The organism is Massilia alkalitolerans DSM 17462, assembly GCF_000427785.1.
GTDB classification, from domain to species: Bacteria; Pseudomonadota; Gammaproteobacteria; order Burkholderiales; family Burkholderiaceae_D; genus Telluria; species Telluria alkalitolerans.
Genome location: NZ_ATYR01000003.1, coordinates 203,655 through 228,852, shown reverse-complemented (window position 1 = coordinate 228,852; position 25,198 = coordinate 203,655). Strand labels below are relative to the sequence as shown.

The following is a 25,198-nucleotide window of genomic DNA, read 5'->3' as shown; positions in this document are numbered from 1 at the left end:
ATGTTCATTAGAAGATGCTCGCTTTCAGGCCGATCTTGTAGCTGCGGCCGTACTGTTCATACTGGGCGTTGCGGGCGCGCTCGCCCTGGTACACATAGTATTTCTCATTGTTGAGGTTACTGGCATCGAAGGTCAGCTGCCAGCGCTTGTCGAGCTTCCACGAGAGCGAAAAGTCGAGCTGCTTCTGGGCGTCGACCCAGCGGTCCTGGCTTGCGTCGAGCACGTCCTCGCCCAGCTCCAGCAGGTAGGAAGACTTGTAGTTCAGGGCCAGGCGGGCGCTGAACGGGCCATTCTCGTAGCCGAGCATCACATTGCCGACCCGGTTGGACTGGCCCGGCAGGCGGATGGTCCGTGCCGAGCGCGCGCCGTCTTCACCCCTGCTATCGATGCCGGCGCGCGAGTGGGTCACGGCGCCGTTGATGCCGACCAGCAGGCCGTTGAACGGCGCCGGCAGCATGCGCAGCGGTTGCTGCCAGGACAGTTCGATACCACGCACCCGCGCCTCGCCGCCGTTGGCGTAGGAGATCGCGCTGGAGTAGTCAAGCCAGGCGCCGCTGCCGGCCAGGTTGGTGGTGTAGGTGAAGTCACGGATCTGCTTGCTGAACACATAGGCCGAGACCACGCCTTCCTTGCCGATCAGGCGTTCAAACCCGACGTCCAGGTTGTGCGAGCGAAGCGGCGCCAGCTCCGGGTTACCGATGACGGCTTCGTCGCCGTCCAGGCTGATGCCGGGCGCCAGCTGGCTGAAGTTGGCGCGCACCACCGAGTTGGTCCATGCGGCGCGCAGGCTGGTGGCCCCGTCGAGGTCGAAACGCAAGTGCAGGCCGGGCAGCCAGTTGGTGTAGGAACGGCCGGCGTCGCGGGCATTGATCCCGTCGTCGGCCACCTGCGAGCCGCTCGCCTTGAAGCGGGTCCGCTCGGCGCGCACACCCGCCAGCAGCCACCAGGCGCCGCTGCGCAAGCTGGCCTGCAGGTAGGCGGCGTCGATGTCTTCCCGCATGCGGAAGTCGTCCAGCGCCGATTCGGCTGCGAGGAGCGCGCCGGCACGGGGCAGGGCGGCCAGCCGGGCGCGTACCAGGGCCGGGTCGATGGCCTGGCCGATGTGGCCGAGTTTGTAGTCGAGCTGGTTGGGAGCGACGAAGGCGCTCAGCGAGGTCGGACCGGTGCCGAAGTAGTCGCTGTCGTCCGGATCGTCGCTGCCGTATTCCCATTCGTCGGCATCGTTGTCCTTGTCGCGGCGGGTGGCCTTGGCGCCGAACTTGAGCGCGCCAAGCCAGTCGCCGGCGGCGAAATCGCGCTGCAGGTCCAGGCGCAACTGGTTGCTGCGGTCTTTCGCGTATTCGCGCGACAGGGCAAACCCTTTTACCTCGTAGTTGGCGGCGTCGAACGCGGCAGCCGGCGCGACCAGGCGCAGCACGCGGCCATTGGTGAAGCCGACGCCCTCGAAGTCGTCCACGTTGCGAAAGTGCGCGTCGCCGAGCGCATCGGGCGTCTCGTCCGTGGCGCGGCTGGCGGCAGCTTCCAGGTGCAGTTTCCAGCCCGCGCCGAAGCGGTGGTCGAGTACGCCGGTCAGCGAACGGATCTCCTGGGTGTACTTGCGCTGGCGCAGGCGGCGTTCGAGGCGCGCGGTATCCAGGTCGCCTTCCGCCACCTCGTCGCCGTCGAAGTCGCCCACGGTCAGGCGGTCGCGCGACTCTTCGTCCGAGAAGCGGCTCACGAAACCACGCAGTGCAAGGCTGGTCCGGGCGTCCGGCCGGTAGTCGAGGTTGAGGGCGCCGGCACGGCGCTCGCGCTGCGGCAGGTAGTCGCGCAGTTCGAATCCGGACAGGCGATCGCCATCCCAGGCGCCGCCGGTCTCCACGTTGTCGGAGCCGAACTTGCGCTTCTCGCCCGACAGCCCGGCAGCGATACCGAGCCTGCCGTCCATGAAGCGCTGTGCCCACAGCAGGTTGCCCTGCGGGCTGTACCGGCGGGTGTTGCCGTCGCGGCCCACTGCCGCGCCGACGCTGAACAGGGTGCCGGGCAGGTCGAAGGCCGACAGGGTCTTGACCTCGACGGTGCCGCCCAGCGAGTTGGCGTCCTGGTCGGGCGTGCTGGATTTCGACACCGTCAGCGAGCGCACCAGGCCGGCCGGCAGCACGTCCAGCGCCACCGCGCGGCGCGAGGCTTCCGGCGAGGGCACCAGTGCACCGTTGATGGTCACGCTGTTGTAGTCCGCATCCAGGCCGCGCACGACCACGTAGCGGCCTTCGCCCTGGTCGCGCTGCACCGACACGCCCGGCATCCGCGCCAGCGCCTCGGCCGCATTCTTGTCTGGCAGGTGGCCGATGTCGTCGCTGCTGACGACGCTGACGATGTTGTCGGCCTGTTCCTGGGCAGTAATGGCGTGCGCCAGGCTGGCGCGCTGGCCGGTGATGACGACACTGGGTTCGTCGGCGGCATGAACGCCGGTCGCGGACAGCAGGCCGGCGGTGAGGGCGGGAAGGGCGAAGTAGCGCATGGGGGAACCGTGTTGTTGGAATGCGGCGGATTCTGGTGGCCGAATGTGACGTACCGGTGACGGCAATCCGGCCACCGGCCACTGGGTGGATCGAATGAGCCGAATTGACCCCCTTGGCATATCGGTGCGTCCTGTGGCAGCGCTCCTGATCGCCGGAACCTGGGGCAGGCGGCTGAGCCGTTCGGACCCGTGCGCAGGCGCCACAGGCTTGTCGTCCTGTCATGCTGCTGTCACGCGCCTGCGCTACGTTAGGACGCCCTGCTTTCTGCTTCCTTGCGCCATGCCCTTTGCCATCCGCCCTGTTCTCCTGCTTGCCGGCCTGCTGTGCAGCCTCATGCTGCTGTTCGCGGCCGCCGGCACGGTCCTGCCGCCCGCGCAGTGGAACTGGATGGATATCGCGGGCGAGGGCGGCACCGCGCTACTCGCGGCCGTGTGGTGCCTGATCGTCCTGAACAGCCGTCCGGACGGGCGCGTGACGCGCCTGCTGGCGGGCGGGCTGGCCTGCATCATGCTGGGTTCGTGGGCCGACTGCCTGGACGAGGCCATCGACGTCGACCGGCATGCCCTATGGGACAACGCGCTGGAGGCGCTGTTGCCGCTGGGTATGCTGGTGCTGACGGTCGGCTTGTATTATTGGCGCCAGGAGCAGGCCACGCTGGCCGAGCACATGCGCAAGCGCGAGCGGCTGTTCCGCAACCATCGTCCCTTCGATCGCATCACCCAACTGGCCGATGCCGCCTACCTGCGCGAGCAGCTGCGCCTGGAGAGCCGGCGCGACGGCGGCCAGGAATGCGTGCTGGTGCTGTTCGACATCGACGGCTTCCACCGCATCAACCGGGAGCACGGCCATGCCGAAGGGGACCGCGTGCTGCAGGCAGTCGCCCACATGCTCTTGCTGAACCTGCGCAACGATGACCTGCTGTGCCGCTATGCCGGCGACCGTTTCGCGGTCCTGATGCCTGGATTCGGGGTGAATCAAGCGGCAGATGCCGCCGCTCACCTGTGCTCCATGGTGGGCGCGATGCGTCACCACGCGGCAAGCGGCCCCGTGCCCATCACCCTGCGTCACGGCAGTGCGCCGACGCGCGGCGCGCCGGACGCGCTGCTGGCCGATCTGTGCCGCCGGATGGATGCGGCGTGATCGACTGGCAGCCGGCGGGAGAACCCTCGATTCCGGCGCGGCAGCAGCCGGCGCTGGCGCTGGAGTACGGCCGCTCGCGCGATGCAGGCGACGCCGACTTGCTGCGCGACACCGGCCTGCTGGCTGGCCTGTCGCCCGACAGCCTGGTGTCGCCGGCCCAGTACCTGCAGCAGCTGTCCAACACCCTGCGCGTGCTCGGCAGCCCGGACACCAGTTTCATGCTGGGCCAGCTGCTACTACCCGGACATGACGGGGCGGCCAGCCATGCGCTGGTGCAGGCGCCGAACCTGCGTGTGCTGCTCCAGACCCTGTGCCGCTACCATGCGCGCCTGACGCCGCTGCTGCGACCGCGCTTCGAGCACTGGGGCGAGGTGGCGCTGGTGTATTGGATCGATGCCTATGGCGCGCCGGGCATCCGGCCGGCCCTGGTCGAGATGCACATGACGGCGCTCGTCGGCCTGTGCCGCTGGCTGGGCGGCGAGCGCCTGCCGTGGCGTTTCTGCTTCAACCGCGCGGCGCCGCGCCATGTCGAGCAGCACCACGTGCACCTCGGTACCGAGCTGCGCTTCGGCTGCCAGCTCGACGCCATGCTGATCCCCGCGTCCTGGCTCGACCAGCCGTGGCCGCGCGCCAGCGAGCTAGCCTCGCGGCTGGCGCAGCAGGCCGCCGCGCTCGAAGCGTCGCGCGCACCCGGGCTGCTGGCGGCGCTCTACGATTACCTGCTGACCAACGTGCGCGCGGTGCCGACGCTGGAGCGGACAGCGGCTGATTTCGGGGTGAGTCCGGCGACCTTCAAACGGCACTTGTTGCGCCACCATACCCACTTCCAGGGCGAGCTGGACCAGGTGCGAACGCACGTGGCGCTGTGGCTGCTGCAGGTGAAACGGGCGGACAACGAGGAGGTGGCGCGCTACCTGGGCTTTCATGATGCGGCCAATTTCAGGCGCTCGTTCAAGCGCTGGACAGGGCTGACACCGGGGCCGATCAGGGCGGCGATGCAAGGGGAACTGGGGTGGCTTTTGGGATGACGGGGGAGCGAGCGGCTGAGCGCATCGCAATGGACAGGACTCGGCGCAGCGTAGGGTGGACGGCGAAGCCGTCCACCCTACAAACGCTTTAAGCTGCCGGCGGCACGTAGCCCTGCGCCTGGTCGGCAGCGCCATCACCGAAGAAGTGACGTTCCATCTGCGTCGCCAGGTACTTGCGCGCGCGGTCGTCCGCCAGGTTCAGGCGGTTTTCGTTGATCAGCATGGTCTGGTGCTTCAGCCATGCCTGCCAGGCCTCTTTCGAGACCGACTGGTACAGCTTCTTGCCCATTTCGCCTGGTACCGGCGGGAAGTCCAGTCCTTCGGCTTCCTTGTTCAGTTTGATGCATTGGACGGTGCGGGCCATGGTATTGCTCCTGTATCTGTTAAGTACGCGCTAATGCGGGTCAGACCGACATTATAGAGTCTTGATGAAAACCTGTGACCGGCGCTGCCAGTTGTACATGTGCTGGCGGTCCTTGGGCAGGTCGTCCACCGTGGCCGGCACGAAGCCGCGCTTCTTGAACCAGTGCGAGGTGCGGGTGGTCAGCACGAACAGCTTGGTCAGGCCGGCCGCGCGGGCCCGGTTCTCGATGTGCTTGAGGATGCGCTCGCCGTCGCCCTGGGTCTGGGCGTCGGGACTCACGGTCAGGCAGGCCATTTCTCCCATCTTCGCTTCCGGGAAGGGGTAGAGCGCGGCGCAGCCGAAGATCACGCCATCGTGGTCGATCACCGAGAACTGGTCGATCTCGCGCTCGATCAGCTCACGGCCGCGGTACACCAGGGTGCCGTCGGCTTCCAAAGGTTCGATGAGCTTGATAATTCCGCCGACGTCCTCAATTGTGGCCTGGCGGAGACTCTCGAGGTTCTCGTGGCTGATCATGGTGCCGACGCCGTCGTGGGTGAACAGTTCCAGCAGGGCGGAGCCGTCCATCTCGAAGGGCACGATGTGGGCGCGGTCCACGCCGCTGTTGCAGGCCTTGATGGCATGCCGCAGGTAGAAAGCGGAATCGGGCGGCAGGAAACCGGCCTGCAGCACCGCTTCGGCCTGGTGCGAGGACAGTTCGCGGATCTCGGTGCCGGCCGCGTCGCTCATCATGCCGGTCTCGGTGATGAAGATCAGCTTGTCGGCGTGCAGGGCGATCGCGGCCGAGGCGGCCACGTCTTCCATGGTCAGGTTGAAGATCTCGCCGGTGGGCGAAAAGCCCAGCGGCGACAGCAGCACCAGGCTATCCTCGGTCTGCAGGATCGGCTGGATCTTTTCGGCGACGATCTTGCGGGTCACGCCGGTGAGTTCGAAGTCGACGCCGTCGATCACGCCCAGCGGACGGGCGACGACGAAGTTGCCGGAGACGATGCTGATCTGGGCATGCGACATCGGGGTGTTCGGCAAACCCTGGCTGAAGGCGGCTTCGATGTCGAGACGCAATTCGCCGGCGGCTTCCTTCGCGCATTCGAGCGCGGCGGGGTCGGTGATCCTCACGCCGTTATGGAAGCGGCCTTCGACGTTACGCAGGGCGAGCTGCTCCGCTACCTGCGGACGCGAGCCGTGCACCAGCACCAGGCGGATGCCGAGTCCCAGCAGCAGGGACAGGTCCTGGGCCAGCACCGGCAGGGCGCCGGCTGCGACCAGTTCGCCCGGGAAGGCGACGACGAAAGTCTTGCCGCCGAAGGTGTGAATGTATGGCGCGACAGAGCGCAGCCACTGGACGAATTGGGTAGGATTTTCCATTTGCCGCATTATAATTCGCTGCGCGTTGTGCGCACAAAATACCTTGTAAAAATCAATGTCTGAACAGAGTAACAAGCCTTCGCCCCAGCAGGCGCGCGCCGCATCCCCGAATCCTTCCGCCAGCGGCCCACGCGATGGGCGGCGGCGCGAGCGTGGCGAACGCAGCGAGCGTCCGGCGCGCGAGGAAGCAGCGCCTTTCCGCAACCCGCTCCCGACGATCACCTTCCCCGAAGACCTGCCGGTCTCGAGCCGCCGCGCCGAGATCGCGAAAGCGGTGAGCGAGAACCAGGTCGTCATCGTCTCGGGCGAAACCGGCTCCGGTAAAACCACCCAGCTGCCGAAGATCTGCCTGGAGCTGGGCCGCGGCCAGAAGGGTCTGATTGGCCATACCCAGCCGCGCCGTATCGCCGCATCGAGCACCGCCAAGCGCATCGCGCAGGAACTCGGCTCGCCGCTGGGCGAGCACGTGGGCTTCAAGGTGCGCTTCAACGACACCCTGTCGAAGGGCGCCTCGGTCAAGCTGATGACCGACGGTATCCTGCTGGCCGAAACGCAGACCGACCCGCTGCTGCGCGCCTACGACACGATCATCATCGACGAGGCGCACGAACGCAGCCTGAACATCGACTTCCTGCTCGGCTACCTGAAGCAGCTGCTGCCGCGCCGTCCGGACCTGAAGGTGATCATCACCTCGGCGACCATCGACGCCGAGCGCTTCGCGCGCCACTTCGGCACGCCGGAAAAACCGGCGCCCGTCATCGAGGTCTCGGGCCGCCTGTACAAGGTGGAAGTGCGATATCGTCCGGTGGACCGCGACCCGGTCACGGGCGCCAATGCCAAGCCCGGCGAGCCGGCCCCGAATGTGTCAAATAAGGCGCAAGTCGCGCGCGACAAGCGCGACCTGATGGAAGCGGTGGTGGACGCCGTCGATGAGCTGTGCCGCATCGGTTCGGGCGACGTGCTGGTGTTCCTGCCGGGCGAGCGCGAGATCCGCGACTGCGCGGAAAGCCTGCGCAAGCATCATCCGCCGCACGTCGAGATCCTGCCCCTGTTCGCCCGCCTGTCGGTGGAAGAGCAGGATCGCGTGTTCAAGACCACCAATGCGCGCCGCATCGTGCTGGCCACCAACGTGGCCGAGACCTCGCTGACCGTGCCGGGCATCCGCTACGTGGTCGACACGGGCCTGGCGCGCGTCAAGCGCTACAGCTTCCGCAACAAGGTCGAGCAGCTGCAGATCGAGCCGGTCGCGCAATCCTCGGCCAACCAGCGCGCCGGCCGCTGCGGCCGCGTGGCCGACGGCGTCTGCATCCGCCTGTTCGAGGAGGATGATTTCAACAAGCGTCCGAAGTTCGCGGATCCGGAGATCCTGCGTTCCTCGCTGGCCTCGGTCATCCTGCGCATGAAGTCGCTGCACCTGGCCGACGTCGAGACCTTCCCCTTCATCGAGCCGCCGCAAGGCCGCGCGATCGCCGACGGCTACCAGCTGCTGCAGGAAGTCGGCGCGGTCGACGATGCCAACGAACTGACCCCGCTGGGCAGGAAGCTCGCCAAGCTGCCGCTCGACCCGCGCGTGGGCCGCATGATCCTGGCCGCGGTCGACAACGATTGCCTGACCGAGATGCTGATCGTGGCCTCGGCGCTGTCCACCCAGGATCCGCGCGACCGCCCGATCGAGTACCAGCAGCAAGCCGACGAGAAGCACAAGAAATTCGCCGACGAGAAGTCCGAATTCCTCAGCTACCTGAAGATCTGGGCCTGGTTCGAGGACGCCATCGCGCACAAGAAGTCGAATCGCCAGCTGCAGGAGAACTGCCGCGCCAACTTCCTGTCGCAGCTGCGCCTGCGCGAATGGCGCGACGTGCATTCACAGCTTCTCACCGTGGCGCGCGAGCAGGGCTGGCGCCTGAACGCCGCGCCAGCCACCTACGACCAGCTGCACATGGCGCTGCTCACCGGCCTGCTGGGGAACATTGGCTTCAAGGCCGAGGACGAGCCGGTATTCCTGGGCGCGCGCGGCATCAAGTTCCACATCTGGCCGGGCTCCTATCTTGCCAAGAAGCCGGGACGCTGGGTGATGGCGGCCGAACTGGTCGAGACCGCGCGCCTGTACGCGCGCACCATCGCGCAGATCCAGCCGGAATGGGTGGAGAAGATCGGCGCGCACCTGCTCAAGAAATCCTGGGGCGAGCCGCGCTGGGAAAAGCGCCAGGCCCAGGTCACCGCAACCGAGCGCGCCACCCTGTACGGCATCGTCGTCTACAGCAACCGCCGCATCAACTACAGCCAGCACAACCCGCTTGAAGCGCGCGAGATCTTCATCCGCGACGCGCTGGTGGCGGGCGACTACGAGACCCGCGCGCCCTTCTATGCGCACAATCACAAGCTGGTGCGCGAGATCGAGAACCTCGAGCACAAGTCGCGGCGCCTGGACGTGCTGGTGGACGAGCAGCTGATCGCCGCCTTCTATGACAAGGAAATCCCGCACACGGTCGTGAACGGCGCGGGTTTCGAGAAGTGGTACAAGGACGCCGCGCGCGACAACCCGAAGCTCTTGTTCCTGGTCCGCGAAGAGCTGATGCGGCACGAGGCGGCCGGCGTCACCACCGAGCTGTTCCCGAAGACGATGAACGTCACCGGCATCGAGATGGGCCTCACCTATCACTTCGAACCGGGCAGCCCGCGCGACGGCGTGACCCTGGCGGTGCCGCTGTTCGCGCTGAACCAGATTCCCCAGGAACGTGCGGGCTGGCTGGTGCCGGGCATGCTGAAGGAGAAGGTGCACCTGCTGCTGAAATCCCTGCCCCAGAAGCTGCGCCGCCATTGCGTGCCGCTGCCGGAGTACGCCGCCAACTTCTTCGAGCGCCACCAGGACCCGCTGCGCTTCGCCAAGGGCGATCTGGTCGACGCCCTGATCGCCGACATCCACATGCATACCAGCGCACGCGTGCTCACGGGCGACTTCAAGCTCGAGACCCTGCCGGCGCACTTGTTCATGAACTTCAAGGTGATCGACGAGCACGGGCGCCAGCTCGACATGGGCCGCAACCTGGCGACCCTGCAGGCCGAGCTGGGCGGCCAGGCACGCCAGAGCTTCCAGAAGATGGCGGAAGCCACGCCGGCGGCCGCGCCTGCGAAGCTGCAGGCGGCGCCGGCCGCTCCTCCGCCTGCAAGGGGAAAGGGCAATGCGCCGGTCACGAAATCGGCCGGACAGGCATCAGGCGCCGCGCCCGCTGCGCCGGCGCCAGGCGCGATCCAGCACACGGGTCTCAGCACCTGGAGCTTCGGCGAGCTGCCGGAACTGCTGGAGATCACGCAGGGCAAGCTGACCCTGATCGGCTTCCCGGCGCTGGTGGACAAGGGCACGCACTGCGACCTGGAAGTCTTCGACGACCCGAACGTGGCGGCGCGCACCCACCGCATCGGCCTGCGCCGCCTGTTCGCGCTGCAGCTCAAGGATCAACTGAAGTTCGCCGAGAAGAACATCCCCGGGCTGCAGGGGATGGGCATGCAGTTCATGAGCGTGGGCACGCAGGAAGACCTGCGCGACCAGATCATCGCCAAGGCGATCGACATCGCCTGCCTGCAGGATCCGCTGCCGATCAACTCCGGAGAGTTCAACAAGCGCAAGGACGAAGGCAAGGGCCGGATCGGCCTGTTGATCAACGAGATCGCGCGCCTGGTGGGCTCGATCCTGGGGGAGTTCCACGGCATGCCGAAGCGCATCCAGAGCCTGCCGCCGGCGGTGCAGCAGGACATCCAGTCGCAGCTGCAGGGCCTGATCCACAAGCGCTTCATCGCGGACAACGAGTACAGCCAGCTGGCGCACTTCCCGCGCTACCTGAAGGCGATCAACGTGCGCATCGAGAAGCTGCGCGGCAATCCTTCGCGCGACGCCCAGCTGATGGCGGAGTGGCAGAACGCGGCCAGCCAGTTCCAGCGCACGCTCAAGAACCAGGCCGGCAAGAACAACGACCCGCGCATGCTTGAATTCCGCTGGATGCTGGAGGAACTGCGGGTGTCGCTGTACGCGCAGGAGCTGCGCACGCCGATGCCGGTGTCGGCCAAGCGCCTGCAGAAGGTGTGGGAATCGATGATCCGTTGATGTTCGTGGGGTGGACGGCGAAGCCGTCCACCCGACAAGATCATTGCTAGCCGATATTGCTGCCCCGAATCCGGCTCAGATCCTTGTCGTCCCCATCATGCCCGGGCCGCGGATCGGCGCTGCCGCCGACGCCGTAGGAGTCGCCATGCACGCTCCCCGAGCCGACGCTGGCGCCCAGGCTGCTGCCGGCGCCGCCGGTGCTGCCGGCCGAGCCGGCTCCCATGCTGGAACCCATGCCGCTGCCTATTGCCGAGCCAGCGCCCATGGCGCCTGCCGTGCCGCTCATCGTCGCACCCGGCCCCATGGTCGGCGCCCCGGAGCGATTCGGGTCGGTGCCATAGAAGCTGTGGATGCCGCCGGCCCAGCCCACGTCGCTCATGTCCGGCCACGCATCCTTGTCGAAGCCGGGCGCGTTCTTCAGCCTTTCCTTGTCCACGTTGAGCACCATGCGCTTGTTCGCGGTGTCCAGGTGCAGGGCCTGCCATGGCACGGCGAACAGCTTTTCGCCCATGCCGAGGAAGCCGCCGAAGGCCAGCACCGCATAGGCGACCTGGCCGGTCTGCATGTCGAGCATGATTTCCTTGATGTCGCCGAGGTCTTCCTCCTGCGCGTTGACGACGCTGTCTCCGATCAAGGTGTCGGCGCCCATCAGGGCAGGCCCGGGGCCGGTGCTGCGGGTGTTCCTGTACATGCCATATTTGTCGCGATCTGCGTAGCTCATCACATACCTCCTTGGGTCCTTGGTTGGCCACGAAGCAGAGTAGAACGCCGCCCTGCTGGCCGCATGATATGGCGCAATCGTGCAGGGGCGCGCGCGGATGGAAAGGATGAGCCTGCGCGCTATGCGAGCTGGCGCACAGAACAGTAATTGCAACGTGGTTATTGTGCTAAGTAATGTTTCGGAGACAAAACAAATGACCGTCAATTCGCGCTGCAACTACACCGGCCTGTTCAGCAAACGCATCCCGACTCGTTCGCTCGGTTCCTTTGTCGCCCGCCTGAGCTGGTTCGGCCGCCGCTGAACCGGGGCGCAGCGCGCGGGCTGGCCCCGGCCCGCGCGCCAGTCTCAGGGCACGCTCAGGGGTTGCCGCCGCCGCCCGATACGCCGTAGACGTGCGCGGTGGTGTAGCTCGACTCGTCCGACGCCAGCGTCACATAGGTGGCCGCCAGCTCGGCCGGCTGGCCCGGCCGCTTCATCGGCGTGTCCCCGCCGAAGCTCTTCAGGTTTTCCTGCGTCTGGCCACCCGACACCTGCAAGGGCGTCCACACCGGCCCCGGCGCCACCGCATTCACCCGGATTCCTTTCGAGGCCAGCTGCTTGGCCAGCGACTTGGTCATCGCCACCTCGGCCGCCTTGCTCATCGCATAGTCCAGCAGGTTCTCCGATGGATCGTAGGCTTGCTGTGAAGCGGTGTTGATGATGCAGCTGCCGGGCTTGAGGTGCGGCAGCGCCGCCCTGGTGATCCAGAACATCGCATACACATTGGTCTTCATGGTCCAGTCGAAATCCGCGGTCGAGATGTCCTCGATCGACTGCGCCGACTTCTGGCGCGAGGCATTGTTGACCAGGATGTCGAGCCCGCCCAGCTGGCGCGCCGCTTCGTCCACCAGCTTGCGGCAGAAGGCTTCGTCGCGGATGTCGCCGGGGATCGCGACCGCCTTGCGCCCCGCCTGCCGGATCAGCTGCAGCACTTCCTGGGCATCCGGCTCCTCGGCCGGCAGGTAGTTGATGGCCACGTCCGCGCCTTCGCGCGCGAAGGCGATCACGGCGGCGCGGCCGATGCCCGAATCGCCGCCCGTCACCAGTGCCTTGCGTCCGGCCAGGCGTCCGCTGCCGCGGTAGGTGGTTTCGCCATGGTCCGGGCGCGGCGTCATCTTGCTGGCCAGGCCCGGCCAGGGCTGCTCCTGCTTGGGGAAGGGTGGGGCCGGGTAGCGCATCGCCGCTTCGCGGGCGCGGCCGGGCGGCGGCTGGTTGGCGGCCGCGCCGGTTTGCTGGGCCATCGCGGGGACGGCCGCGGCGCCGGCCGCGAGTCCGGTGGCAACGGTGCTGACGAAGCGGCGGCGCGAAGGCGCCACGGCCTCGCCGTCTTGCTTGTTATCCGAATCCATTTTTTCTCCTGAAGGTATGGGATGCATTCCTGCTGGCCTCATCTGGCGCAACGATGGTAGCCATGATCGGTAAGGCAGGGCATTCGCTAGCTTTAAGGAAAGAAATAAATAATCCTTGTTGTTTCGCACACCTGTGCTAAAGTGACTTCATGAACACGACTGCCAAGAGCGAAGCCACCTACGCGACGATCCTCACGGCCGCCTATGACATGGCCGCTGGCGAGGGCATCGGCAAGGTATCGCTGGGCGAGCTGTCCAAGCGCACCGGCATCAGCAAGAGCGGCGTGTTCTCGCGCGTCGGCTCGCTCGAAGCCCTGCAGGCCGCGGTGCTGGACGAATACGACCGCCGCTTCAGCGAAGAAGTGTTCGTGCCGGCGCTGCAGGCGCCGCGCGGCCTGCCGCGCCTGACGATGCAGGTCGAGCTGTGGCTGAAGAAGATCGGCAACGAGACCGCGCGCGGAGGCTGCCTGTACACCGCCGGCGCCTTCGAGTTCGACGACGTGCCGGGACCGCTGCGCGACCGCATCGAGGCTGGGGTGACGCGCTGGCGCGCCTCGCTGCGCAAGACGGTGCTGCAGGCGATGGAAGCCGGCCACCTGCGGCCCGATACCGAACCCGAGCAGCTGGTGTTCGAGATCTACAGCCTGGCGATCGGGGTGATGCATGACGCGCGCTTCCTGCGCGCGAACGCGGTGCCGCGGCGGGCGCAGCGGGCGTTCAACCGCCTGATATCAACCTATAAAAGTTTTAACGATCTGGAGTAGGGATGTGCAAAGCGGGACCGGCGACGCCTGTCCCTTTTTTTGAACTAATTTCGCACACCTGTGCGAAATCAAGCTGAGCTGAAGGAGTCGATCATGTCTGCGTTCTGGTTGCTGCTGGTTCCCGTTGCGGGGTTTGCGTGGTTCAGCGTACGTGCTGTGATGTGCGCGTTGCCGAAGTCGAATGAGGATTTCGTGTTTTGTTAGCGCAGCAGCTTGAGCCCCGGCGGCAGCGCATCGCCCAGCATGCGGGTCTCGACGGCCTGGTCGAGTTCGACCACCTCGCGCACCATGGCCGACCAGCTGGCCGGCGCGCCGCTGGACGACAGGCGCCGCAGTACCTCGTCGCGGACCTCTTGCTTGACGTCGCGCGAGCGGTCGCCGGTCATGCGGGCGATGTGGGCGGCGGCAAAGCCGGCCGGCTCGATCTTCTTCCAGTCGAGCTGCAGGAGCTGGTCCAGCCAGCTTTCGGCGGAGGCGCTGGGCGCCACCTCGTGGGCGGCGCCGTGGAAGGATTGGCGCGCACCCACGCGTCCCAGGGCCCACAGGTAGCGTCCGTAGCGCGCCGCGGCGCGCGCATCGATCTTGGCCGCTGGCGGCATCTCCATGATCTGCTTGACGAGCCAGTCGCCGATCTCGGCCTTGTAGGCGGACGGGATGCGCTCCAGCGAGGCGCCGACGCGCAGCATGTCGTCCTCGGTGCCGTCCACCAGCGTCACCGGACGGCGGCCGCGCTCGGATTCGTCGGCCTGCAGGTTGAAGGCGAAGTCGTCGAGCAGGCGTAGTTGGGCTTCGACGGAGAGACCGCCGGCCACGCGCCGCCACAGCGTCCACCATTCGGCGCGCGCCTGGCTGTCCTTGTGGTACTGGACCCCGGCCTCGAACATCGCCCACAGCTGCTCGATGCGCCATTCGTCGAGCGGATGGCCGAAGCCGGGACGCAGGCAGTAGCCGGCCAGGTTCAGCCACACGCGTTCGTGCTCGGCGGAGCGGCGGCGGCCTTTGGCGCGCACCAGCAGGGCGTCGAACAGGCGGCGCAGCAGCGGCGTGGTCCAGCGTTCGCGTCCGCCCAGCAGGTGTTCGAGCGAGGCGCGCAGCTGGCGCACCTCGCGCGGGTCGACCTGCTGCGAACGGTTGCCGAAGATGCGGTCGATGCGTGCGATGGCCTCGTCCAGTTCCAGCGGCAGTTTGAGGTCCTCCGTTCGCTCCTCGTCTTGCGCACGCAGCTGGAACTCGAGGCGCCAGCGCTGGGTCGCGTCTTCCTCGGCCACGCAGAAGACCTCGAGCGTGCCTACCTCGGACAGTACCGTGGCCAGCTGCACCGGAATGTCGGTGCTGCGCTTGCTGCGCAGGACCGTCGAGATGGCGGGCAGGCGTACGATGTCGGCCGCTGGCAGGTCGAGCAAGTCGCCCGGCTGTGGGAGCGTGCCGCCGGGATCGGCGGTGGACGAGACCAGGTGGAAGCGCACCGGCCGCCCCAGGCGCAGGGCGAAGCTGCGGCCCGCCAGGCGGACTTCTTCGCCGGCGGGCGCGCCGCGTGGCAGCAGGCAGACCGCGCGCAGCGTGTCGCCGGATTGCTGCGCGTCGAGCAGCAGGTAGTAGTTGCGCGCCGAGCCGCTTTCGATCGACGGCGCCTGGCCGGCGCGCGCCAGCGAGTAGGCGACGCCGCCGCGCGCCACCGCCACATCCGGGTCCTCGTTGTGCAGCACCTGGACAGGCGCGCCGCGCCAGTGTGACAGCACGTCGGCCAGGCGCTGGGCCAGCGCCGCGCCGCGGAACACGCCGCCGTTGAGCAGCAGGGCGTCGGGCACCGGCAGCCTGCCGTCGTCCTCGGTGTCGTCCAGCTTGCCGAGCGCTTCGCGGGCCGCCTGCGCATGCTGGCGCAGGAAACCGGCGAGGTGGCGCGTGATCGCCGGGTCGCTCGCATACGGCAACCCGAATTCGACGATGCCGGTTCTGGCGCGCTTGGCCGGCTCCTGCGCCTCGTTCGGCGGCAGGAAGCCGTCGAGCACGATGCGCTGCACGTCCTCGCGCGCGATGGCGGCCGAGCGGCTGCCGCCGATCAGGCGCGAGCCGCTGCCCAGCAGGGTCACGTTCACCTGTTCCGGCGCATCGGGTGCAAGCAGCTGTTCCTTCGCCGCGCGGCAGCGTTCCGTCAGCTGTGCAAGACGGCCGGCGGACAGGCGTTCGGGATTGCCCAGGCGCGATTCGGCCAGGTGCGCCAGCGCCAGGTCCATGTTGTCGCCGCCCAGGATCAAATGGTTGCCGACGCCGATGCGGGTCAGCCTGGGCTGGCCATCGTCTTCCAGTTCCACCTTGACCAGGCTGAAGTCGGTGGTGCCGCCGCCGACGTCGGCCACCAGCACCAGGCGCGTCTGCGCCAGGTCCTGGGACAGGCTGGCGCGGTGGCGGTACAGCCAGTCGTAGAGGGCGGCCTGGGGTTCTTCTAGCAGCCGCAGCTCGGGCAGGCCTGCCATGCGCGCCGCTTCGAGCGTGAGCGCACGTGCGCCTTCGTCGAAGGAGGCAGGAACCGTGAGGACGATCTGCTGGGCTTCCAGCGGCGCGGTGGGAAAGCGCCGGTTCCAGGCCGCGCGCAGGTGCGCCAGGTAGCTGGCGCTGGCCGCGACCGGCGACACCTTGGCGACGTCCGCATCCTCGGCGCCCCAGGGCAGGATGGGGGCCATACGGTCCACGCCCGCATGCGACAGCCAGCTCTTGGCGCTGGCCACCAGCCGTCCGGGGGTTTGCGCGCCGAGCAAGCGCGCCAGCCGGCCCACGGCGACGCGTTCGACGCCGGCCGGGTCCTGCTGGATCCAGGGGAGCTGGAGTTCGCCGGGGGCGAGTTCGCCCTCGGCGGGGTGATAGCGCATCGAGGGCAGCAGCGGCGCCGCGGCGACTTCGCCGGGCGCCACCAGCTGCTCGATGGCCAGCAGCTCGACCTGCCCTGCGCCGGGCAGGGCGTAGGCGAGCACCGTATTCGTGGTGCCCAGGTCGATGCTGACAAGGTATTGCGTCACTGCGGCTTCACTGCTGGTCGGGCGCGTTGCGGACGTCGAACTCGATCTTCCAGCGCTGGCCTTCACGCGATACCGCGGCCAGTTCCAGCGTGCCGGCATCGGTTGCCAGCGCATGCAGCTTGACCTGCACCACGTCACCCGCGACACGGCCTTCCGCCGGCAGGGTCGCCTGGATTTCGTTCATTTCCTGCAGCTCGTCCGGACCCCAGAACTCGAGCACCTCGCCGATGCGGTCCTGGCGACGCGTGGTGGAGCCGAAGAAGCGGAAGGTGACCGGCTCGCCCACCACCAGGCCGAATTCCTGGCCCGGCAGTTCGAGTTCGCTGCCTTCTTCCATGCCGAAGGGCGCCACGCACAGGGCTTCGATCGGCGGCTCCATGCCGGGGATGGCCGGCATCGAGGATTCCACGCCGACGTAGTAGGAACGGGCCGTGCCGCCGCGGATGCGCACGCCGCCGCCGCGCCGCGCGTAGCTGAAGTAGGCCGCGCCGCGCGCCACCGCCAGGTCGAGGTCGGCGCCCTCGAGCATGCGCGCGGCTTCCGCGCCTTCCATGTAGAGCCAGTCGTTGATGGTATCCATCACGCGCTGGGCCAGGATGCCTGATTTGAACACGCCGCCGTTGAACAGCACCGCGCTCGGGTGCAGGAAAGTGTGTTCCGCGTTCACGCGGCCTGCGAAACCTTCGAGCTCGGCGGTAGCGCCGGCCTGGCGCGCCAGGAAGGCGGCCAGGTGCTTGGTGATCGCGGCGTCCTGCGCATAGGGCAGGCCGACCTGGGTCAGGCCGGCGCGCTGGCGCGTGGCCGGACGGCTTGCAGCCTCCACGCGCGGGAAGAAGCCGTCGGTGATGAAAGCAGTGACTTCGTCGCGCGTGAGTTCGGTGCGGATCGAGCCGCCGATGAGTTTCGAGCCGCGGCTCGGTACCACGATCGGCCACACGGTGGCGTTCGCGTCGGCCAGCAGGTGTTCCTTGGCGCTGCGGCAGCCGTAGGTGAGGGCGCGCATCTGCCAGGAATCGAGCTGGGTGCCGTTCGCCTGGAGTTTGCGCGCCACGAAGTGGGCCAGGGCCAGGTCCATGTTGTCGCCGCCCAGCAGGATGTGGTCGCCCACCGCCACGCGGTGCGGTTCGAGCTTGCCGTCACGCTCGAGGATGGCGATCAGCGAGAAGTCGCTGGTGCCTCCGCCCACGTCCACGACCAGCACGATGTCGCCGGCCTTGACCTGCTTGCGCCAGGCACCCTTGCTTCCCTGGATCCAGCTGTACAGGGCCGCCTGCGGCTCTTCCAGCAGGGTAGGCGAGAAGCCGGCGTTGCGTGCGGCTTCCGCAGTGAGTTCGCGCGCGCCCGGGTCGAACGAGGCCGGGATGGTGACGGTGACCTGCTGCTCTTCGAAACGCGCGTCCGGATGGGCGGCGTTCCAGGCCTGGCGCAGGTGCGCCAGGTAGCGGGTGGATGCCTCCAGCGGCGAAACGCGCGTGACTTCCTCCGGCGCGTCGTGCGGCAGGATCGCGGCGCGGCGGTCCACGCTCGGGTGGCTCAGCCAGCTCTTGGCCGAGGACACCAGGCGGATCGGGGTTGTTGCGCCACGGCTGCGCGCAAATTCGCCTGCAATCGCGCCGGCGATGCCGTTGTCGCCAGTGGCGCTCCAGGGCAGCGCCGTTTCGCCCGTGGCCAGTTCGTCCGGGTGCGGCAGGTAGAGGAAGGAGGGCAGCAGCGGCAGCGCCTCGACGGTGCCCGGTCCGCTCAGCTGCGGAACCGGCAGCACGCCGTCGACGGTCTTCTCGCCGTCGCTGGCCTGCAGGTCGACATAGGAGAGGGCGCTGTGGGTGGTGCCGAGGTCGATGCCGATGGCATAGCGTGCCGACTGAGGGGCATTCTGGAGATCGCTCACAGTTCCACCTCCGCCGGGGCCAGCACGCGCGCGTCGTGCTTCTCGGCCAGTTGCGGCAGCTGGACCTTGGTGGCGCGCCAGCCGCGGTGGCTCAAGGTGCCCTTGAACGGGGCCTGGCCGACCACGTTGCCGGTCAGGCGCACGCTGGCGGCGTCGAAGCCTTCTTCCAGCGTAACGCGGGCGCCTTCGGCTTCATTGCGCACCGGCTCGATGGTGAAGTGCTCGCGCAGCACGCGCGCGCAGCCTTCGTGCACGACGCGGGCGGCGGCGCCGATGTCGGCATCCGAATAGGCGCTCAGGTTTTCCTGGGTGAAGTCGATCAGGCGGGCTTCGCGCTGGAGCAGGCTCAGCAGCTGCAGAGCCGACTCGGCGCTCGGGGCGCGCAGCGGCGCGGCGGTTGGCGCCGGGGTAGGGGCCGGCGTCGGTGCAGCCGTCGGCGCAAGGGTCGGCGCAGGCGTCGGCGCCGGAGTGGGAACCACGGCAGGGCCTACCGCGTCATCGCGCACGCGCGCGGCGAACTCGGCATCGCCGAGCGATTTGAAGAAGCTGCCGAAGGCGATCGAAAGCCGGCCGAAGAAGCCAGGCAGTTGGGTCGGTGTGTTCATTCTTGATGTTCTGTAGGGTGGGGACGGGCGCGACGGGCCAGGGTCCGGAAAACGCGCATGATACCAGTTTGGCTACAGCCCGGGCACGCGCGTCCTCCAGCCCCTTCCCCCGGGGCGGCTAGCGCGCCGCCATCTCGCGCATCTTGCGCCGCAGGGCGCGTTCGCGGCGTGCTTCTTCCTCCCAGTCGTCGCGCAGCCCCCGCCACAGGGCGATGACCATCAGCACGATCACCAGTGCGAAAGGCAGGGCGAACAGGATGGTGGCGGTCTGCACGGCGTCGATCCCGCCCGCCAGCAGCAGGCTGATCGCGATACCGGCGATCAGGGTGCCCCAGACCAGCTTGACGCGGGTGGTCGGGTTCGGATTGCCGTCCTGGCTCATCATGCCCAGCACCAGCACGGCCGAGTCGCCCGAGGTGACGAAGAACACCACCACCAGCAGCGTGGCCACCACCGACATGATCTGGCCGAAAGGCATGGCGTCGAACAGCGCGAACAAGGCGGTGGCCAGGTCGGCCTTGACGGCTTCGGCCAGCGGGACGTGCTGCCAGATCTCCAGGTAGAGCGCGGTGCCGCCGAAGATCGAGAACCAGATGAAGGCCGCCAGCGAGGGCGCCAGCACGGTGCCGAGGATGAATTCGCGGATGGTGCGGCCGCGCGAGACGCGCGCGATGAACAGGCCCACGAACGGCGACCACGAGATCCACCAGGCCCAGTAGAAGATGGTCCAGTTGCCGACCCAGCTGCTGTCGCGGAAAGGCGTGGAGCGCAGGCTCATCCGGACCAGTTCGCTGGCATAGCTTCCCAGGGTATTGGTGAAGGTGTCGATGATCGCGACCGTCGGCCCGAGCAGGAACACGGCGACGGCCAGCAGCGCCGCCACGGCCATGTTGGCATTGGACAGAAACTTGATGCCCTTTTCGACGCCGGAGATGGCCGAGGTGAGGAACATGGCGGCGGTCACGATGATGATGACGACTTGCGCGGTGGGGCTGATGGCGACGCCGAACACGGCGTTCAGGCCGCTGTTGATCTGCAGCGCGCCGACACCGAGCGAGGCGGCGACGCCAAAGGCCGTGGCCACGATCGCCAGGCCGTTGAACAGGCCCGACATGGCGCGGATCGGGCGCCAGGGCAGCGAGCTGGTGACGGTACTGATCAATGAATTGCCGCCGCGCCGGTATTGGAAGAAGGCGATCGCCAGTGCCACCACGCTGTACACGGCCCAGGGGTGGATGCCCCAATGGAAGAACACGTAGCGCATGGCGGCGTTGGCCGCTTCCGGCGTGCCGGGCGTGATGCCGGGCGGCGCGGTGACGTAGTGGGAAACCGGTTCGGCCACGCCCCAGAACACCAGGCCGATGCCCATGCCGGCGGCAAACAGCATGGAGAACCAGCTGCCTACCGTGAATTCCGGCTCGTCGTCCTCGCCGCCTAGCTTGAGGTTGCCATAGCGGCTGAAGGCGACGAAAGCGGCAAACAGGACCAGGGCCAGCACGACCCACAGGTAGAACCAGCCGAAATTACGGGTGAGTGCGGCGAGCATGGCCGAGAAGACGGAGGCCATGTTGTCCGGGGCAAGAATGCCCCATAGGACGATAAGAAAAATAAAGCCCGCAGAGCAGAGCAGTTGCATGAGTTCTCCTTATTGATGCGTGCGGGCGCAGGCCAGCAGGAGGGCCGGGCGTAGCCGCAGGCTGGGTCGGCGAAGCAGTAGCCTGGGCATGGTTTTGCCGGGCATGCACTGTCGCCTTGACCTTGACGGATCGCCTGCATGACAGGCGTTCAGTATGGACCAATCGCTGCGAGACTGTCGCACCGCGCTATGGCCCTTACTGGCGAGAGGGGTATTGACGCTGGCCTTGGCCAGCGGGCTGGAGTGTAACACACAATGCATTTGCACAAATATGTGAGCAAATAATCATGTGTTTGAGATAGATGATTGGTGAATGACGATCATCATGGATCGCAATTTGATTTCTATCTGAAAGGGCGCATACTGGAGTTACTTCATAGCGATCTCAGGAAATAACATCATGTCCACCATCGTCAACTTCATCCGCAGCCTCTTCCTTACCCCGGCTCCCATCACGGCCCACAATAGCGGCGGCGACCTCTGGACCCTCTACCAGCTCAGCCGTGGCCGCGACTCGGTATCGCCCGCCGTGCTGCGCAAGCTGGCCGACGCCGCCAAGTAAGCCCTACCGGTTTCTGCAAAAAGCCCCGCTGCGAGCGGTAATGCCGTTCAGTTAAGGTAGCTTCTTGACCTTCCGGACGGCATAACGCTTCGGTGTTGCCTTGACGGCCCGGTCGCATTTGCGACCGGGCCGTTCGTCTTTCAGAAGGCTAACCAGCCTTTCTCGCAAATGCTTCATCGAGGCGGGTAACTTTCCGTATGACCTGGTGACGCCTGCCCAATGCAGTTCGAACTGGATCAGGTGGAAGGCACGGATGAAACTGACTTCGGTCGGGGCGCATTTGACTGTCAGCGCAGCCTTGGCGATTTCAAGGCGCACCAGGTTGTAGGCGATGAGGGTGCCCCAGATTTCCTGGTAGACCCCATCCACGGTTTTCGAACGCAATGTCAATGCCGTGCCCAGCATGGTCTGCTTGAGTTCCCGGTAGCTCGTCTCGATGCTCCAGCGCTGGTCGTACAAGGCAGCGATGTCGGCCGGCTTATAGCGTTGGCGGTCGCGTAGCGAAGTCAGCAGGATGCGCTTGCGCGCCTGCGCGTCGACGACCGTGATGGCGCGCGCTTCCCAGAATTCTGGCAGTTCTGGAACCTTTTTCCTGGCTTGCGGCGACACGCGCATGCGCACGACGGCATCATGCTCGCCGCCTTCGACTACTTCCCATTTGGTGTTCGACTTGGCCGGGATCAGGAAATGCCGTTCGGCACCGCTGCCTGTCAGGCTGCACAGGATCTCGGCCGATAGGAAACCGCGGTCGAAGACGGTGAGCGACTCGTTTGGAATCGCTTCGACCAGCTGCTTCGCGTACAGCATTTCGTTGGTCGAATAAGGACCGAACGCGGCGCTATGCACCAGGTGCGTCGGCAGCGCAGTAAGCGTGACGCCGCGTACCTGCGGATAGCTGGCGACTGTGCCGCCAGCATAGCCTTGGGCACCGAAATGCTCCCGGTTCTTCTCCGTATCGTGGGTACGCAAGGTCGTGCCGTCCATCGCGAACAGCTGCAGTCCCTTGAGCAGATAGGCGCGCTTGTCCTGCGCAACCCAGTTTGCCGCCGAGTGCTCGAATAGCCATTTCAACGGCTCCTGCCCGACCCGCTGGCGCGCCTGCGCTGCCGCGCTCTTGCTGACGAACGGCGTTTGTGCGCTCGGTACCGCCAGACCAAGGTCGTCGAGCACTTCGCCGATCGACTTGTGGCGGTATAGCGCCAGCGCCACCATCAGCCATACCACCTGCTCGGCAGGCAGGCGCCGGTGCCGGATACTCAGCGCATCCGCGCTCGCCAGCGCCTGTTCGATCCATTCAGTAGGAAGATGCTCACCCAACCTTGTCCAGTCGGGAGCTTCGAGATGATTTGCAAGGAAATGCAGAGTGTCGTCGAACATGGCGACGAAGGTTAACAGCGATACGCGGCGTTTACAACAACCAAATAAAAATGCCGTTCAGTCTTAACTGAACGGCATTAGCTGCGAGCGGGGCTTTTTGTTGTGCGTGGCTGAAGGACCTGGATGGTGTTCAGTTCAGTGGAATGACGTCGTCGCCCGGCGCCGGCTCGCAGGCGGCGCCCAGGGGCTCCCAGCTGCGGCGCACCACGATGCGGTCCTGCGTATGGCACAGCTCGACGCGCTGCGCCTGCGGCGCCCGGCGGCGCACGAAGGCTTCGATCGAGGCCGGCACGCTCGTATGCAGCGCGAGCGCGTGCAAGTCATCTACCGGGTGGTCGTTCATGTGCACCAGCGGCACGAACTGCCCGGCAAACATCAGCCAGTGCGAGGGAATGCGCACCGGGCCTGCGGTGTAGCCCTGCGCGCGCAGCCAGCCCTGCGCGTCCTCGCGCGGGTGCGTGGCGGCGCCGCCATCGAGACGTCCCCAGGCGCTGGCGAGCAGTTCGGCCACCCAGCCGTTGCAGTTCTGGTAGCGGGTGCCGTAGGCATAGGCATTGGCGCTGTATTCCCCGCCCAGCAGGGCCAGGGCCAGGCGCTTGTCCAGCGCCGCGCCTTCGAGAAGGGCGGCGTCTTCGCCAGGTAGGAAGACCAGCGAGATATGGCCGCGCGTGGGCGCGTCGGCCCCCAGCGCGAAGCCGGCCACGCCCTGGTCGAACAGGCGTGGGCGCGATTCGTCACAGGCGTAATAGAGCTGGCGCACGGCCCAGGGGCCGCCGGGATTGTCGCGCAGGGCGACGCCGGCGTGCGAATACAGCTGGCCGAAGCGGCTCAGGTCGAGGCCGGCGCGTGCGATGAGGGCGACGCGCGCACCGGAACGTTCCAGCTCGTTTTTAACGGCGCCGGCGAAGCGCAGCACGCGGTCCTGCTCGGCGGCGCTGATGTCAATCGACTGCTGGCAGAAGGCCGGCAGCCCGGCCTGCGCTGCCGCGCTCGCGCCCAGCAGGAGCGCGCTTGCTGCGAACTCCCTGAACATTGCTTAGATCGTGACCTTGCGCGAAGCCAGGTCGCGGTACCAGTCGTCCTGCAGCGCCAGGAAGAAGGAGCGCTTGGTGTCGGCATGGGCGAAGTCGAAGCCGTACACGCGTTCGCTGACCTGCACCAGTTCGCCCTTGCCGACGCCGCGTTCGGCCAGCGCACGGTTCGGCACGTCGAGGGTGAATTCGCGGGCCGGGCCGGCGGCGACCGCGCGCAGGGTCATGCGGGTGGTATCCACCTTGCCCGGCGCCTGGGCGATGTCGATCACGCGGTATTCGCCCGCGGCCACGCGGTCTTCGCCGCTCGAGCTGTTGCTGGAAGCGCCGATCGAGTCGGAGATGCTGCCCGACGAGGCCGAGCCCGCGCTGGAGGCGGACGAGGTGAAGCTGGTGGCGTGGACAGGAGCGGCGACGGCGGCGGCGAAGGCGGCCAGGCACAGCGCGCGGGACAGGGTGGTGAAGGTCATGGTGCTTTTCTTATGAAGAGTAATGAAACGGGAATGACGGCTATGGTACAAGTGCCGCGAACTGTTGAGAAGGCGGCGATGGTCGGATTTCTGTAAGTTCTTGTAATCGTCGACGAGGATGTGGGCTTTGTGCCGAAGGACTGGCAGGAAAAATTTCCGTATTCGGCGTAGGATTGTCTGTTCCTTATTTTTTCGGAGGATGCCGACGATGACACCAGCACGCAACCAGCGGGTCCTGCTCGCTTCCCGTCCCGAAGGCCTGCCGCGGCCGGACAACTTCCGCATTGTAGAGGAGCCTTGCCCGGTTCCCGCCGATGGCCAGCTGCTGCTGGAAATCCTGTACCTGTCGCTCGACCCTTACATGCGCGGCAGGATGGACGATGCGAAGTCGTATGCGGAGCCGGTCGCGCTCGGCGCCGTCATGGAAGGCGGCACCGTGGCGCGCGTCATCGCATCGCGCCATGCGCAGTACGCGGTGGGCGACATCGTGCTGTCGCACTCGGGCTGGCAGCGCTATGCGCTGTCCGATGGCCTCGGGCTGCGCAAGCTCGACCCATCGGTGGCGCCGCCCAGCACGGCGCTCGGCGTGCTGGGCATGCCGGGCTTTACGGCCTGGGCGGGCCTGTTGCAGATCGGCCGCCCCCGGGCGGGCGAGACCGTGGTGGTGGCCGCGGCGAGCGGCGCGGTGGGCTCGGCGGTGGGGCAGATCGCCAGCATCCAGGGTGCGCGTGCGGTCGGCATCGCGGGCGGTCCCGACAAATGCGCTTTCGTGCGCGACGAGCTGGGCTTCGACGCCGTGGTCGACCACCGCGCGCCCGATTTCGCGCAGCAGCTCGCAAGCGCCTGCCCGCAAGGCATCGACGTGTATTTCGAGAACGTCGGCGGCAAGGTGTGGGATGCGGTATTCCCGCTGCTGAACGACTTCGCCCGGGTGCCGGTGTGCGGCCTGATTGCCCAGTACAACGCCTTGCCGCAGGCTGCGCCCGGCGTCGACCGGCTGGCCCTGCTCATGCGCGACGTGCTGACGAAGAGCCTGAACATCCGCGGCTTCATCCAGCGCGAGTTTGCCGAGCTGCGGCCCGCCTTCCTGCAGGAAGCGCAGGGGTGGGTAGGGGATGGGCGCCTGCGCTACCGCGAGCACATCGTCGAAGGGCTGGACAAGGCGCCGGCAGCCTTCATCGACCTGCTGCAGGGACGCAATTTCGGCAAGTTGATCGTGAAGCTTACACAGTAGCCGACTTT

18 protein-coding genes are annotated in these 25,198 nt (G+C 67.0%); 6 read left to right on the top strand and 12 right to left on the bottom strand.

Annotation, left to right across the window (positions count from 1 at the left end; genetic code table 11):
- Positions 1–7: 7 nt before the first annotated feature.
- Positions 8–2,500 (bottom strand): TonB-dependent receptor, encoded by a 2,493-nt coding sequence (locus tag YWC_RS0104960; protein WP_027864373.1) that lies wholly within the window; start codon positions 2,498–2,500, stop codon positions 8–10.
- A 280-nt stretch (positions 2,501–2,780) separates the two neighbouring features.
- Between YWC_RS0104960 and YWC_RS28350 the strand changes: the two genes are divergently transcribed.
- On the top strand, positions 2,781–3,641 hold the full coding sequence (locus tag YWC_RS28350; protein WP_036213090.1) for a GGDEF domain-containing protein: 861 nt from the start codon (positions 2,781–2,783) through the stop codon (positions 3,639–3,641).
- Positions 3,638–4,669, top strand: coding sequence for an AraC family transcriptional regulator (locus tag YWC_RS0104950; protein ID WP_027864372.1), 1,032 nt, complete (start codon positions 3,638–3,640; stop codon positions 4,667–4,669). Before YWC_RS28350 ends, YWC_RS0104950 begins: the two co-directional genes overlap by 4 nt.
- Positions 4,670–4,757: 88 nt before the next feature.
- Here the strand turns inward: YWC_RS0104950 and YWC_RS0104945 are convergent, their stop codons facing one another.
- Positions 4,758–5,033, bottom strand: coding sequence for an oxidative damage protection protein (locus YWC_RS0104945; RefSeq protein WP_027864371.1), 276 nt, complete (start codon positions 5,031–5,033; stop codon positions 4,758–4,760).
- A gap of 51 nt (positions 5,034–5,084) precedes the next feature.
- The gene (argA, locus tag YWC_RS0104940) at positions 5,085–6,398 is read right to left on the bottom strand and encodes an amino-acid N-acetyltransferase (protein ID WP_027864370.1); all 1,314 of its coding nucleotides are present in this window, start codon (positions 6,396–6,398) and stop codon (positions 5,085–5,087) included.
- A 55-nt stretch (positions 6,399–6,453) separates the two neighbouring features.
- On the opposite strand from argA, the gene hrpA reads away from it, so the two are divergent.
- Positions 6,454–10,500, top strand: a complete 4,047-nt coding sequence (gene hrpA, locus YWC_RS0104935) for an ATP-dependent RNA helicase HrpA (RefSeq protein ID WP_027864369.1) — start codon at positions 6,454–6,456, stop codon at positions 10,498–10,500.
- Positions 10,501–10,546: 46 nt separating this feature from the next.
- On the opposite strand, the gene YWC_RS0104930 is transcribed toward hrpA, so the two are convergent.
- Both YWC_RS0104930 and YWC_RS0104920 read right to left on the bottom strand, forming a co-directional pair.
- Positions 10,547–11,221, bottom strand: coding sequence for a PRC-barrel domain-containing protein (locus tag YWC_RS0104930; RefSeq protein ID WP_027864368.1), 675 nt, complete (start codon positions 11,219–11,221; stop codon positions 10,547–10,549).
- Positions 11,222–11,577: 356 nt separating this feature from the next.
- Positions 11,578–12,609: an SDR family oxidoreductase gene (locus tag YWC_RS0104920; protein ID WP_027864367.1), complete on the bottom strand. Its 1,032-nt coding sequence runs from the start codon at positions 12,607–12,609 to the stop codon at positions 11,578–11,580.
- A gap of 149 nt (positions 12,610–12,758) precedes the next feature.
- On the opposite strand from YWC_RS0104920, the gene YWC_RS0104915 reads away from it, so the two are divergent.
- A complete protein-coding gene (locus YWC_RS0104915; RefSeq protein ID WP_027864366.1) occupies positions 12,759–13,373 on the top strand; it encodes a TetR/AcrR family transcriptional regulator in 615 nt (204 codons plus the stop codon).
- Positions 13,374–13,573: 200 nt separating this feature from the next.
- Here YWC_RS0104915 and YWC_RS0104910 read toward each other — a convergent pair whose 3' ends face one another.
- The 4 genes from YWC_RS0104910 to YWC_RS0104895 form a co-directional block, all read right to left on the bottom strand.
- A complete protein-coding gene (locus YWC_RS0104910; protein WP_027864365.1) occupies positions 13,574–16,387 on the bottom strand; it encodes an Hsp70 family protein in 2,814 nt (937 codons plus the stop codon).
- 7 nt (positions 16,388–16,394) lie between these two features.
- Complete coding sequence (locus tag YWC_RS0104905) at positions 16,395–18,275, bottom strand: Hsp70 family protein (RefSeq protein ID WP_027864364.1); 1,881 nt, start codon at positions 18,273–18,275, stop codon at positions 16,395–16,397.
- Positions 18,272–18,880 (bottom strand): DUF2760 domain-containing protein, encoded by a 609-nt coding sequence (locus YWC_RS0104900; protein WP_027864363.1) that lies wholly within the window; start codon positions 18,878–18,880, stop codon positions 18,272–18,274. The genes YWC_RS0104905 and YWC_RS0104900 overlap by 4 nt, the downstream gene beginning before the upstream one ends.
- A 118-nt stretch (positions 18,881–18,998) precedes the next feature.
- Positions 18,999–20,516, bottom strand: coding sequence for a BCCT family transporter (locus tag YWC_RS0104895; RefSeq protein WP_027864362.1), 1,518 nt, complete (start codon positions 20,514–20,516; stop codon positions 18,999–19,001).
- Positions 20,517–20,916: 400 nt separating this feature from the next.
- Between YWC_RS0104895 and YWC_RS32665 the strand changes: the two genes are divergently transcribed.
- Positions 20,917–21,078 carry a hypothetical protein gene (locus tag YWC_RS32665; protein ID WP_156923501.1) on the top strand — a complete coding sequence of 54 codons (162 nt, stop codon included), beginning with the start codon at positions 20,917–20,919 and terminating at the stop codon, positions 21,076–21,078.
- A 51-nt stretch (positions 21,079–21,129) separates the two neighbouring features.
- Here the strand turns inward: YWC_RS32665 and YWC_RS0104885 are convergent, their stop codons facing one another.
- The 3 genes from YWC_RS0104885 to YWC_RS0104875 all read right to left on the bottom strand — a co-directional run bounded on the left by YWC_RS0104885 (position 21,130) and on the right by YWC_RS0104875 (position 23,956).
- Positions 21,130–22,455, bottom strand: coding sequence for an IS4 family transposase (locus YWC_RS0104885; RefSeq protein WP_027864361.1), 1,326 nt, complete (start codon positions 22,453–22,455; stop codon positions 21,130–21,132).
- A gap of 130 nt (positions 22,456–22,585) precedes the next feature.
- Positions 22,586–23,488: a DUF2145 domain-containing protein gene (locus YWC_RS0104880; RefSeq protein ID WP_027864360.1), complete on the bottom strand. Its 903-nt coding sequence runs from the start codon at positions 23,486–23,488 to the stop codon at positions 22,586–22,588.
- Between the two features lie 3 nt (positions 23,489–23,491).
- Positions 23,492–23,956 (bottom strand): hypothetical protein, encoded by a 465-nt coding sequence (locus YWC_RS0104875; RefSeq protein WP_027864359.1) that lies wholly within the window; start codon positions 23,954–23,956, stop codon positions 23,492–23,494.
- A gap of 208 nt (positions 23,957–24,164) precedes the next feature.
- On the opposite strand from YWC_RS0104875, the gene curA reads away from it, so the two are divergent.
- Positions 24,165–25,190 carry an NADPH-dependent curcumin/dihydrocurcumin reductase gene (gene curA, locus YWC_RS0104870; RefSeq protein ID WP_027864358.1) on the top strand — a complete coding sequence of 342 codons (1,026 nt, stop codon included), beginning with the start codon at positions 24,165–24,167 and terminating at the stop codon, positions 25,188–25,190.
- Positions 25,191–25,198 lie beyond the last annotated feature (8 nt).